This window comes from Anaerostipes rhamnosivorans, from assembly GCF_005280655.1.
In the GTDB taxonomy this organism is placed as follows: domain Bacteria; phylum Bacillota; class Clostridia; order Lachnospirales; family Lachnospiraceae; genus Anaerostipes; species Anaerostipes rhamnosivorans.
The window spans coordinates 220,032-232,563 of sequence record NZ_CP040058.1 but is presented as its reverse complement, the minus strand read 5'-3'; the positions used below and the strand labels follow the sequence as shown (position 1 = coordinate 232,563).

General features: G+C 41.4%; 13 protein-coding genes and 1 riboswitch. Of the genes, 1 reads left to right on the top strand and 12 read right to left on the bottom strand.

The annotated features are described in order from the left end of the window. Nucleotides 1-2 precede the first annotated feature (2 nt). The 5 genes from AR1Y2_RS01125 to AR1Y2_RS01105 all read right to left on the bottom strand — a co-directional run bounded on the left by AR1Y2_RS01125 (nt 3) and on the right by AR1Y2_RS01105 (nt 4,449). Nucleotides 3-263 (bottom strand): HPr family phosphocarrier protein, encoded by a 261-nt coding sequence (locus AR1Y2_RS01125; RefSeq protein ID WP_137327306.1) that lies wholly within the window; start codon nt 261-263, stop codon nt 3-5. Between the two features lie 1,380 nt (nt 264-1,643). Further along, a complete protein-coding gene (locus tag AR1Y2_RS01120; protein ID WP_137327305.1) occupies nt 1,644-2,378 on the bottom strand; it encodes an ABC transporter ATP-binding protein in 735 nt (244 codons plus the stop codon). A gap of 5 nt (nt 2,379-2,383) precedes the next feature. After that, nucleotides 2,384-3,388, bottom strand: a complete 1,005-nt coding sequence (locus AR1Y2_RS01115; RefSeq protein ID WP_137327304.1) for an ABC transporter substrate-binding protein — start codon at nt 3,386-3,388, stop codon at nt 2,384-2,386. A 31-nt stretch (nt 3,389-3,419) separates the two neighbouring features. After that, complete coding sequence (locus tag AR1Y2_RS01110; RefSeq protein WP_137327303.1) at nt 3,420-4,184, bottom strand: ABC transporter permease; 765 nt, start codon at nt 4,182-4,184, stop codon at nt 3,420-3,422. After that, nucleotides 4,153-4,449, bottom strand: a complete 297-nt coding sequence (locus AR1Y2_RS01105) for a thiamine-binding protein (protein WP_137327302.1) — start codon at nt 4,447-4,449, stop codon at nt 4,153-4,155. The genes AR1Y2_RS01110 and AR1Y2_RS01105 overlap by 32 nt, the downstream gene beginning before the upstream one ends. Nucleotides 4,450-4,504: 55 nt before the next feature. After that, a riboswitch (TPP riboswitch) is annotated at nt 4,505-4,616 on the bottom strand. 194 nt (nt 4,617-4,810) lie between these two features. Here AR1Y2_RS01105 and AR1Y2_RS01100 point away from each other — a divergent pair. Beyond that, nucleotides 4,811-5,137, top strand: coding sequence for a cupin domain-containing protein (locus tag AR1Y2_RS01100; RefSeq protein WP_137327301.1), 327 nt, complete (start codon nt 4,811-4,813; stop codon nt 5,135-5,137). Between the two features lie 72 nt (nt 5,138-5,209). Here AR1Y2_RS01100 and nagB read toward each other — a convergent pair whose 3' ends face one another. The 7 genes from nagB to AR1Y2_RS01065 all read right to left on the bottom strand — a co-directional run bounded on the left by nagB (nt 5,210) and on the right by AR1Y2_RS01065 (nt 12,328). Beyond that, nucleotides 5,210-5,950 carry a glucosamine-6-phosphate deaminase gene (nagB, locus tag AR1Y2_RS01095; RefSeq protein ID WP_137327300.1) on the bottom strand — a complete coding sequence of 247 codons (741 nt, stop codon included), beginning with the start codon at nt 5,948-5,950 and terminating at the stop codon, nt 5,210-5,212. Nucleotides 5,951-5,965: 15 nt separating this feature from the next. Continuing rightward, on the bottom strand, nt 5,966-6,988 hold the full coding sequence (locus AR1Y2_RS01090) for a Gfo/Idh/MocA family protein (protein ID WP_137327299.1): 1,023 nt from the start codon (nt 6,986-6,988) through the stop codon (nt 5,966-5,968). 46 nt (nt 6,989-7,034) lie between these two features. After that, nucleotides 7,035-7,859 (bottom strand): PTS system mannose/fructose/sorbose family transporter subunit IID, encoded by an 825-nt coding sequence (locus tag AR1Y2_RS01085; RefSeq protein ID WP_137327298.1) that lies wholly within the window; start codon nt 7,857-7,859, stop codon nt 7,035-7,037. Next, nucleotides 7,852-8,616, bottom strand: a complete 765-nt coding sequence (locus AR1Y2_RS01080) for a PTS mannose/fructose/sorbose/N-acetylgalactosamine transporter subunit IIC (protein WP_137327297.1) — start codon at nt 8,614-8,616, stop codon at nt 7,852-7,854. The genes AR1Y2_RS01085 and AR1Y2_RS01080 overlap by 8 nt, the downstream gene beginning before the upstream one ends. A 10-nt stretch (nt 8,617-8,626) precedes the next feature. Continuing rightward, nucleotides 8,627-9,103 (bottom strand): PTS sugar transporter subunit IIB, encoded by a 477-nt coding sequence (locus AR1Y2_RS01075; RefSeq protein WP_137327296.1) that lies wholly within the window; start codon nt 9,101-9,103, stop codon nt 8,627-8,629. Further along, nucleotides 9,090-9,512 (bottom strand): PTS sugar transporter subunit IIA, encoded by a 423-nt coding sequence (locus AR1Y2_RS01070; protein ID WP_137327295.1) that lies wholly within the window; start codon nt 9,510-9,512, stop codon nt 9,090-9,092. Before AR1Y2_RS01070 ends, AR1Y2_RS01075 begins: the two co-directional genes overlap by 14 nt. Before the next feature lie 182 nt (nt 9,513-9,694). After that, the gene (locus AR1Y2_RS01065; protein WP_137327294.1) at nt 9,695-12,328 is read right to left on the bottom strand and encodes a sigma 54-interacting transcriptional regulator; all 2,634 of its coding nucleotides are present in this window, start codon (nt 12,326-12,328) and stop codon (nt 9,695-9,697) included. Nucleotides 12,329-12,532: the final 204 nt, after the last annotated feature.

Here is a 12,532-nt window from a genome sequence, read left to right as displayed (position 1 = left end):
ATCTACTCCTTTAAATTTTGAATAAAATCACTGATCTTCTCTCCTGCTTCCTTTTCATCGGTTCCGCTTACTACAAGCTTGATTTTTGTCCCTTTGCAGATTCCTCCCGATAAAATGCTGATAATACTTTTGGAATCAACTTCAGTATTCTCTGTCTTGATTGTTATATCACTCTCATAATTCCGGCATAATGTAGATAACTCCGTTGCCGGTCTGGCATGAAGCCCTGTTTTGTTGTTAATGATCAATTCCTTTTCGTACATGTCTGCTCCTCCTGATTGGTTTTATTTTATTTATGTTTCAATTATATTCTCTTTGTATTTCTCAGAAAATAGCAATTAATGTCACTCTATTTTAAAATGGTTGTGCAAATATTGTACTTAAAAATGAACATTCGAACCCTCAGTTATCTTTGAATTAGATTCTATTTAAGTTTCTTTAAGTATTTGTATACATACCATACACAGATTTTTTTATTCCAGAAGAAGGTTTAGAGAACTTTCCTCTGGAACAAAAAAACGAATGCAGCCTGTGCATCCGTTTGTAGATCTATTAATCATTATTCAATTAACCTATACCAAAATAAGCATCGATCTTATAGATTTTTAATCTTTTATAGCTTCTTCTCTGATCGTTTTATCATATTATCAATTAGTTTTTACTGTTGAAACTTTTTTTCATCTAGAATGCCGTTAGTTCCCTTGATGTGTAGAGGGACTATTAATTCATTATATGACATTACGTTCCATTATGGTTCTATTATCACATATGATGTTGAGCTGCCTGTCGAAGCTGGTGGACTCTAAATATTCCAATATGTTTCAATTTAACGTGATCGGGGAAAATCAGATTGACTACCGCTTTTTTCTCTTTACATTCCAATATGTATCTATTAAAACCCGCTTTCATAAAACCCACACAAAACAGGCATTTTCTAAGCTCTTTTTGTCGACCTCATTAATATTATTATAACTCCATCAAATATAAACTTCAATTCTCTTCACATTTTAGTCTTTTCCCTTATTTTATCTACACTGTCGACTCCCCATGATTTTTACACTATGACAGGTCGACAGAAACCCAATGAACTTTTTAAACATATACTTCACAAAATAAACTATACCTTATCGTGCGAAGCACGCCCACCCCAAGGGTATAAGACACGGGATGCCCTGTGGGTATGAGTTTTTCTCCATTGTCTCCAGTCGGCTCTGGAAAGGCCTCCTTCCGACAACGGAGAAAAACTATCGTAGGATGGCACCTTTTGTTTTTATAAATTTCATCTATTCTCTAACGAACTGTCAGTAAGCCTGAACGAATATGTAACGTTTAAAGAAAACACACAAAACGTAAAATGATAGGAGCAAAAGGAGCCACTTTACGAAAGTTATTTACCACTATTGGAGGAGCGCATTTCAAAAGCGTGACGGAAATAGTGGTAAATAACTCATACCCAAAAGGGCATCCCGTATTTCATACCCTGTGAATATGACATTTTCACCAGTTCTCCGGCTTGCTTTGTCTTAAGTATGTAAGATTTTCTCTACTTGGATAACCCCTTTATCTTAACCATACAATCATAAAGCAGGCCCCTGAATATCAATTTCTTTTTCAGGGGCCTGCTTTATATCAACATTTTTTCTCTAAAGTTTGTTCAAGATCTCTTTCTTATACCTCAGGAATTCCGCCGTAAGATTAAAGTCCTGTCTCCGTGGTTTGGGCTCCTGGATTGTGATCTCGTCTGTAATCTTCCCCGGTTTTCCCGTCAGTAGATAAATCCTGTCTGACAGTAGAATGGCCTCATCAATATCATGCGTTATAAATAAGGTGGACAGATGGATTTTATCCATGACATCCAGATACCACCTGTGCATATCGCTTTTTGTCAGTGTATCAAGTGCGCTGAAAGGTTCATCCAGTAAGGCCACATCCTTCGAAAACATGTATGTTCTAAGCAAAGCGGCTCTCTGTCTCATTCCTCCGGAAAGCTGTTTCGGATACTTTTTCTGCGTTCCCTCAAGCCCGAACTCCTGGAAAAATGCACCCACCTTTTGTCTGGCATCCTTTTTCTTCTCTCCCCGGATCAGCAGTGGCAGCGCCACGTTGTCCTCAATCGTCCGGTAAGGGAGAAGCAGATCCTTCTGCAGCATATAGCTGATATGCCCTGGCTGTCCGGTAATGTCCCTGCCGTTTAACAAAACGTTCCCCTGATCAGGCCTTTTAAGCCCGGAGATCACATTAAACAAAGTCGTTTTTCCTCCACCGCTTGCTCCCAGAAGGCAGACCAGTTCATTGTCATGGAGTTCAATCCTGATGTCCTCGATAACATTTTCGTGTTCATATGCAAGTGTAACATCTGTTACAATTAAATCTGACATTTTCTTTACTCCAAGTAGTCATTGGTAAATCCGGTGTTCTCCGGAATCTTTGTTTTAGAAAGCCCCTTTTCATTGATCCAATTATAAAAGGCATTCCATCTCTTAGGATTCATATATCCCCACTGTTTAACTTCTGCTTTGTACTGGTCCTTCATGTATTCCTGGCTCTTCTCCACCAGTTTAGAATCCAGCTCCGGTGCCGCTTTGCAGAGAATATCGGCTGCACTCTTGGGATCATCTATGGCAAACTCATAACCCTTTTTTGCAGCTGCCAGAAACGCCTTGGCAGTTTCCGGATTCTTCTTCATCCAATCCTTATTGCCGATGATGACCGGAGTATAATAGTCAAATACCGGATCGATATCCTTAAATGCAAAATAATCTGTTTTCAATCCTGCAACCTCTGCCGCAATGCCGGCCCATCCATAATAAATCCAGATGGCATCTACCTTCTTGCTCTTCAGTGCGGAAACCTCATCGGTCACAGTGCTAGGGATCAGTTTGACTTTGCTAAAATCCCCATGGTCTTTTTCTACCGTCTGTTTTAAGGTTGCCTTTTCAATCTCCAGATTCCATGTGGCATACTTCTTTCCCTCCAGGCCTTTGGGACTGCTGATACCATCACCTTTTCTGGAAATAATGCCAGATGTGTTGTGCTGTAAAACTGCCGCGACAGCTGTGATTGGCAGCGCGTCATCTCCCACAACCGCAGGCATCATGCTGTCCTGAAAAGATATCCCAAACTGGGCTTTCCCTGATCCCACCAGAACTTCTGCTCCGTCTTCCGGCGGCTGTACAATCTCCACATCCAGCCCTGCATCTTTAAAATATCCTTTTTCCTTTGCCACATAAATTCCTGTATGATTGGTATTCGGTGTCCAATCCAGGACAAAGGTAACTTTGGTCAATTTACCTTCACTTTTTTCTGATCCATTTTCTTTGCTCTGGCAGCCTGTGATGGACATAATCATAACTGCAGCAAGCAAAACTGCCACTATTCTTTTTTTCATAAAACCAACCTCTCTATTCCTAATCGATCCTCTAACTCTTCTCTTCCCACGGCATACATCTCTTCTGCAGCAGATTCACTGCCCACATGAGCAGCAGGCTGATTGCTGATATGATGAAAATCACCGCAAACATTTTGTCAAAAGAAAACCCCTTTTTCACTCGTATCATATAGACTCCCAGACCTTCAAAGCCTCCCAGCCATTCTGAGATAACAGCGCCTACTACTGCATAGGACACGGAGATCCTCAGACTCGCAAAAAACTGGCTCAATGATCCCGGAAACTTAACATGCCGGAAAATCTGCAGACTTGTAGCCCCCATAGAACGCATGAGGCTGATCGTGTCCTGGTCTGCCGAACGGAAACCGTCAAGCAGACTTACCGTGATCGGGAAAAAGGTCACAATTACAATCAGGATCACCTTTGGAAGCATTTCATAACCAAACCACAATACCAAAAGAGGTGCGATCGCTATCGTCGGTATCGTCTGCGTCAGTACGATCAATGGGTAAAATGCTTTGTAAAGCTTATCAAAATGGTCCATAAAAACCGCCATGAGAAATCCAATGGCAACGCCCATGAACAGCCCGGTAAGAGCCTCTATCACCGTTACTTTCGCATTGACCATCAAAAGCGGAAAATCACTGACCAATGCCTTTAGCACATCCAATGGAGATGGAAGCAGAAACTTTGAAACCATGCCAGCCCCGCTGACAAACTGCCAAACCGCCAATATGATAAGAATAGCCGCCGCGGGCAGTATTTTACTGGTGGTGTTTCGTAACTTTTTTATCAATGGTGAGTACATCTCCTTCTGGCTTATAGGATACCTTTACATAAGCTGCCACTGACGGCGCTCCTGCCCTCACCGCAATATGCTGGCACTCTTTTACCACATCCATCAGTTCATCGTAATCTCCTTCAATGGCAGTTTCAAACGGCCCCACATAATAAGAAAGTCCTGTACTTTTAATGTAGTCAATAACCTCATCCACAATACGGATCAATTCCTCATCGTTAGCCGCCTCCGGCAATGTCTGAATCGCTACACTTGCATTCATCTTTTTCATCCTCCTTAAAAAACCCCGTTGGATAATCCAACGGGGTAATTGTCACAGTTTGTGCTGTTCTATTCCTACGCTGGCATTATCCAGATCAGGTATAAGGGTTAAAGGCTCCATTTGCCTTACTCTCAGCCGGCATGACGCCAGCACCCCTGTATATTAGATTTTTGAATGTTCCTTGTTGTCTGTTGCTATGCTTGTATTATAATCAATCCGGACAAATAAATCAATTATAGTTTGACAAACCCCTGCTCAGGGATTATATTTTAGGAAGTATAGTTCATAAAGGTTCTCAAAGACGAAAACTCTTTTGGGGGCCTTTTTGTCTATTTATCCAGCTTGAAAGGAGATTTATATTATGAAAACAGAAACAGTAGAAAACATGTGCGGAGGAAAAGGACACGTTATCATCAAACATGTTTTAGGGGAAAAAGAGTTAAACGGAAAATGCGGTTTATACGCAGAAGTCATTATCGAACCAGGCTGCACCCTCGGCTACCATGAACACCATGGCGAAAGTGAGACCTACTACATCCTTTCAGGACAGGGCGATTACGATGATAATGGCACAGTCCGCCCGGTAAAGGCAGGAGATGTGACATTTACACCGGATAATCACGGGCATGCTCTGGCCAACACGGGTGACACTGATCTTGTATTTATGGCTCTGATTATATTTGATTAAAACAGAACAAAGTGGAGGATAACCAACCCTCCACTTTGTCCTACTGTCTATAAGCTGCAGTTGCAACAGCCGCTATGGCCTGTTTTCTTTCACCACGGTAAGCGCTTCCCCATCGGCAAATACGGCGACATGTGGATGCAGCTGCAGGATTGATGCCGGTACTTCCGGAGAAATCCCACCGTAAAGTGCATCATATAATGCCTGGGCCTTCTGCTTTCCGACTGCCATCAGAATAATTTTTTTCGCCTGAAGGATCCCCCTGATTCCCATAGAATAAGCTTCTTTTGGAACCTCCTCCCGGGATTCAAAAAACCGAGAATTCGCGTCAATCGTGTTTTGTGTCAATTTAACACAATGCGTTTCCGGAATAAAAACCTCGCCAGGTTCATTAAAACCAATATGTCCATTGGCGCCCAGTCCAAGAATCTGAAGGTCTATACCGCCATTCTGGGTTATGATCTCTTCATACTCCATGCATGCTTTTTCAGAGTTCATCTCTGTTCCGTCAGGTACAAATGTCCGGTTTTTCTTTATGTTTACATGATCAAAAAAATGTTGGTACATAAAATGACGATAGGACTGTTCATGGCTTCCGTCAAGGCCTTTATATTCATCTAGATTGATGGACGTGACCTTTGAAAAATCAAGCTCTCCTGCCTCATACCACTCCACCAGCTGCTCGTACACGCCTTCTGGAGTAGATCCTGTCGCCAGCCCAAGAACAGCTCCTGGATTAATGCGTATTTCGGCAGCAATGATCTCTGCTGCTTTTTTACTTAAATCTTTATAATCTTTTCCCTCATAAATTGTCATATTATACTCTCCGCCTTAATCCCTCTTTATCTTCACTGCCTTATTCTCTTCCAGACTTTGATGCACTGCTTCTGCTATTAACTCAGCCTGCAGTCCATCGTTGCCGTCTGCGATAAAAGGGATATCATTCTGAAGACAGTAAACAAAATCGTTGATGGGTTCTATTCCAAATCCGCTGGGCCTGCCGCAGTTATTTAAAATAAAATAAGAGTTGGGCGTACGCTGTTTCTGTGTATTAAACATTTCTACTCCGCGGTTTTGGGAATCAATCCGAAACATTGCATCCTCACAAAGAATCTGTGTTCTTCCGTCATTATTTTTCGCAAAACCTTCCGGCAGGATCCATGAATTCTCCACGGTCCAATAACAACCGTTTTCCATTTTTAAAATTGCCTGAATGGAATCATAGGTATCAACACCTCTGGATTTTAATACCTTTTTTGTTCCCACAGCATATACCTCTTCCACTTCACACCCCATATACCAGCGGATCTGGTCATAACAATGCGTTCCCAGAAAGTGAACAGGGCTGGATTTATCTGCCCAGTTGAACCATTTCGCAGGAACATCAATGATATCATCCATGCTCATATAACCGCGGATCGGAGCCCCCGTCTCAGGATTCTGAAGTTCATTTCTCACATTGATTGCTGCCGGGTCCCATCTTTTGTGATAGTCAACCGCTACCCTCACCTTATATTTTTCTGCCTCGTCTATGATCTTTTTCGCATCTTCGGAGGATGTCGCCAACGGTTTTTCCACCAGAATCGGTTTTCCATGGCGGATGGCCGCCAGCGCCGGCTCCATATGAAATGCATCCGGAGTTGCGATGGATACTGCGTCAATCTCTTCCTGATCTAACATCTCGTTTACATCATTGTATGTTTTAACGTTATATTCCTGGGCAATTTTATCTGTAATCTCTTTGTTTAGATCACACACCGCAACAAGATTTGTATTTGGATTCCAAGTATATGCATTTACATGATTAATCCCGTAAATTCCGGCTCCTACAACAGCGACATTTAACTCTTTCATATGTACAATCTCCTTTTGAAATATGATGAACCTGTTTTCAGCGACTTTAAAAAATACCGATCAGAGCGCATAATATAGAAACAACAATGATCCCGATGACAATTTTACCTGTTCCAATCTTTTTATATCTTACTAAGTAAAAGAGCAGGAATAAGGCTGCCAATGGGAAGATTCCTGGGAATATCCCATCTAATTTGTCCTGGATCACAACACTGCTGATCTTCAGCGGAGTTGTCAGTGTGACCATGGACGCTGTCATAGCTCCCATCATAAACATAGCCAGGACATTGGCACCGGAGATCACATCCTGCATCAGACCGGATCCCATGATTGTCTTAATGGAGCTTCTTCCCTTTTTGTAAGTCATATTTGTAAAGAACACCAGCTCCACAATACAATACATAACAAAAATGAGTAAAACCCCAAGTGCCAGAGGATTGCCGGCTGCCGCTAAGGTTGCCGCCGCAATTTTGAACAGAGTACCGATGATCCCCCAGTCAAAGCTGTCTCCAAGGGCAGCTACCGGTCCCATCAAGCCAGTCTTTAACCCCGTGATCGCTTCTGCCGGCATCCCATCCGGGTTTTTTGCCTTCTGCTCCTCCATGGCGATCGTCGTACCAAGGATCAGTCCCCCGGCTGTCACATTGCAGTTATATAACAAGAGATGACGTTTTAACGCTTCCGATAAATCCTCTTTCTTTGTATAAAGCTTTTTCAGAATCGGCGCTATGCTTCCGCAGAATGCAATTCCCTGCATATTTTCAAAATTCAACGGCATCTCAGCCGACATATACCACCGGAACATTGCTTTATTTAAATCTTTTTTTGTCAATGCCGGTTTTTGTTCCGTCGTGTTTAGTTCGTTACTCATTTTCATTTACCTCCTCCATAATTTCTCTCTTCTGGAATACATAAATAAACGCAATGCAGATTGCAATAATTCCTGCTGTCAAAGAATTAATACCTCCAACCGCAATGAGGATATATCCAAGAAATACATATGGTATTAACTTTTCTTTTCCAATCATATTCATGATAAGGGCAAACCCTAAAGCCGGCAGGATGCCTCCCGCAACCTCCAGCCCATGGATAACAAAGGTCGGAAGCGCATTCATCACGTTCACAACTACGTCCTGTCCAACCAGATTGATCACAAATACCGGGAGGAACAATAAAGGGATTGCCAGAAGTACCGGATAAAGCGTCGCACATCTCCAGATGCCGTTTGCGTTTCCATTTTCCGCATAATCATTGGCCTTCTTCACAAAATACGTGTTCACGACTTTTCTTAAGTTAGTCACAAATGATCCCAGCAGTCCGATCGGCACAGCCAATGCGATGGCGGTAGTAGCACTCATACCTGACCCAATAGCAATAGGGATGACACAGGTCGCGGCCAGGCACTCATCGGTCGGCAGGTTGCCGCCCGGTGCTATAATACCTGCAAACACCAGGGCGATACCTCCGCCGATGATTAAACCTTGAATCGGATGCCCCATTAAAACACCCGCCACAAGGCCCACGGTAACCGGACTTGATATAAACAAAAAACCAAAGTAAGAGAAAATCATTCCTCTGCACCACCAATACATCACACCCATTATGACAGCGATAACTATCGTATTCATCTTCTACCTCCTACATCTTTTTCTTAACTGAGTCAAAACTGAGAGCGGAGATTTCAGGAATCGGCTGAACCGTAATCTCTATTCCCATCGCATTTAACTCTTCTAATCTCTTCATTTCCTCTTCTGAAATCGCAACCCCGCTGGTAATCAGCTTTCTTTCGTTTTCAACCGGAGCAGCTCCCACATTCACGGAAGGAATTTCCATACCGTCTTGAACCGCACGATAACACGTGTTGATATCCTTGAAAATCAGAAAGACGCTATCCTTTGTCTTCTCCAGGACACTTCTTGCTTTATCCACGGTTACAATATCCACAGCGGTTCCTTTCGGTACCGCCATCTTATAGATATCACTCATAAACTCGTCATTTCCCAGCACGTCATCAACTAGTACGATCCTTCTTACAGGATTCACTTTTAACCATTTTGCTACAACCTGTCCATGAATCAGACGATAATCAATTCTTACCAGCTTAATATCTGCCATCTTTCTTCCTCCTCGCCTCCATTGACTTGCTTGGACACATAATTCCACTCTTTCCTGACTCTTCACATTTTGTAATCAATTCATCCATTGAACTTTTCTCTCTGTCTGATATAAATTGAATCAGCATTGGAAAGTTCACACCTGTTAGTACTCCCACATGTTCTCTCATGGAAATCTTTAACGCCAGATTTGATGGAGTACCTCCGAATAAGTCCGTCATGATGAGAACTCCCTGACCTTCATCCAGCTCTTTCACATACTGTTCCATCCTTTTTTCTCCAAGCTCAATATTATCTCCTGGGTTCAAAGCCCATGTTTCATAATTTGCCAATGAGCCTGAGAACATCTCCGCGCTCTTTACCAGTTCAACGCCCGTGTTTCCATGTGTTGCAATAATTAATCCGACCATTTCTCCTCCTTTCCAGATCTATATCGTAAGGAAACTTGACACTTGCACTCTGATGTCCCGCATCAATCAACCTTCACTTTTATATAAAGCAACTTCCATGCCAACTTTTAATTTTAGGTAAAATAAAAAAGCCTGTATTTATAAAAATGGCATAAATACAAGCTTTATGATTCTGGATTTTTTCAGATATTTTGAATTAGATTATAGATCATTTGAATTTCAAGATTGTTAATCGACACATTATACTGGTCTTCCAAGACAGAAAAGCTTTCTTTTAAGTTTTTCATAAAGCTTTCCCGACACTTTAGATCTTGTGTCGAGTTATCGTCCGGCAGCGACCCTTTCTCTAATATTAAGCGCTCTACCATCACACACATATGGATATAAAGCATCTTTTTTAAATCAATAGGGTAATGAGTTCCCTCCAATATTTCAAGCCTGGTCACCGCCTCTTCCACATCATTCATAATTTTATCCGGGTTAAGGATCGTTAACTGGCCAATCAGGTTTCTCATGGTAAAACTGCGGACAATATTTTCGATAAATTTATGTACCTTTTCCTTTTCATAATACTTGCCAATTGTAGCATAGATGACCTCTTCACCCCGTTTATCAATCAATTCATTCAAATGGATCGCAATGTAGTCCTCCACCTTCACCTTACTGGTCGTGACAATAAACTGTACGTTATATTTTCGGAAAATATCACACTGGCTGCCTTTCTTCTGCAGGTCAGAAAATGATACCTCCACTACTTGCAGTTCCATTCCCTCTAAACATTCCTGGAGGAGTGTCTTCATTTTGGATGCAGTTCCCAACCCTGTGATACAGCATAAGACAATGGCTTTTGGTTTCTGCCTGCTCGGCACATAAGATCTCTTAGTAACATGATGGGAGATGATTTTATCCATAACATCCTGCAGATCCTCGTGGTTCAAAATTAATTCTCCTGCCTCTAAAGCCATTTCCGTCGTAATATTGTTTACAATCCCAAGGTCTCCCTCCACATCATCCTTTAAATCCTTGCTGATACTTAACAGAGATCCCATGTCCACGAAGATCAAAAGACCCTTGGATGTATTCGTATTCTTTAAATACTTCTTAATTCTTGAAACAACCTTATTTTTCGGCGTATCATACGCCATATCAAAGGCTTCAAAAATGTAAGTTTCAAATACCCGGTTTACCGTACTGGCAATGCTGGACGCCGTAGCCGGCCCATGGGATACAATAATAGCGTTCGTGTATTCCCTGTCTTCTTTTGCCACGCTGTAAAAATAAAGCATGGCAAATAACCTCACAAACCAAGGATTTGTCTCATAGTCGATATTCTGATGGACCATTTCATTAAAGATCAGACCCATTTTATAGTAGCGATACATCACTGGCTGCAGCTTATTCACAATTATTTCATATCGGGTGTCATCAAGCTTCTCACTCTGATTATTCAGGGCATATAATATTTTAACAAACACCATTTCCATGATCCCATTATATTTCAGGCCATAATTATCTTGAAGATAAACCAAGATATTTTCGATGGCCTGATTATATAGATTTTGGATAAAAGGGTCAATTTCCTGGTAAATGACATCCTCTATCATCTGGTTGATCTCATTATATATAGTTTTTCTGAACTGAACCTTTGATATTTTCTTTTCTAAATATTCATAAACGGTAGCAGCAATCGTCTCTGCCGGGAAATAGATATTTACTTGTTCTGTTCTCGCATTTACTTGAACCGCCTTTTCATTTGCCAGAATTTCAACATCCTCATTCACATAATGGACAGATCCAGTGTTTCCCATAAATAGCTGCGTATCTGATAAATGTCTCAAGTTCACCGGTATCATATCTGCTTTATTTTTTGACTTATTATATGCCTTGGCACATGACAGTTTGATAATATTGCGCAGACTTCCGATATTCCCTTTTCCCTGAAACGTCAACAGGTGATTGATAATATTACTGCTGGCCAGAAAGTCACATTCCATAATGGATGCCTCTTGATGAATCAAATGAATAATCAACTGATATTTTTCTTCCAATGTTCTTTCATGAAATGCAGGTAACGTCACATCCACCGGAATTCTTCTTAAGAATGTATCCAGCATCTGTTCCTTTCCTTCTGTTGTTGCAAAAATCAGCCTGACATTCAATTTGATATTATGTCCGTTATCTCCAATCCTGGATACTACCCCTTTATCAATATAATGGAATAGCTTTTCCTGCCCTTCCGGAGAAAGGCGGTGCACTTCATCCAAAAATAAGTATCCTTTGTTGGCTTCTTCAATCAGCCCCTTTGTATCACTATTTGCCCCGGTAAACGCTCCTTTTTTGTATCCAAATAATATAGAAGACAGCAATTCCTTATTATTTGCATAGTCTGCGCAGTTTAACACTATAAACGGTGCATCCTCCGGTATCGTATGAACATACTTTGCATATTTATAAATGTATTCCGCCAGCAGGCTTTTCCCCACGCCGCTTGGCCCCAGCAATAAAACCGGCATACCTCTCTTTGGATATGCCGCTGACAATTTACACTTTTCCACTGTTTCTCTCAAACTTTTTCCGGCTCCGATAAAGGAAACGAATGGGTCATCAGAGGGCATAAAATCTTTCTCAATATAAGAAAACATTACCGGTCTTGTTTTTTCTTTTTGAATAACTCCTTCTCTGGCAAGTTCATTTAAAATAGCACTGGCTGTATTCCGCTGGATCTTCAGGCTAATTGCGATTTCCTCTGCAGTCTGCGCTTTTTTGTTTTCCATGAGAAGTTTTATAATTTTATCCTTATTACCCTGTTTCCCCATAGTGATCTCTCTCCTCTTATTTTACCAGACGTGTCTTATTAATATACTAACATTAAAGCAAAGAAAACCGCAAGAATTATGAAAGCTGCACTTCCTTTAATTAAAACTGTCCTTGTTCTGCCTTGGGTAGACGCGATCACTCCAATTATGTAGAACATGGACGTAGTGTCTGCTGGAGAAGGATGATGGTTAAACAGAAGGTAC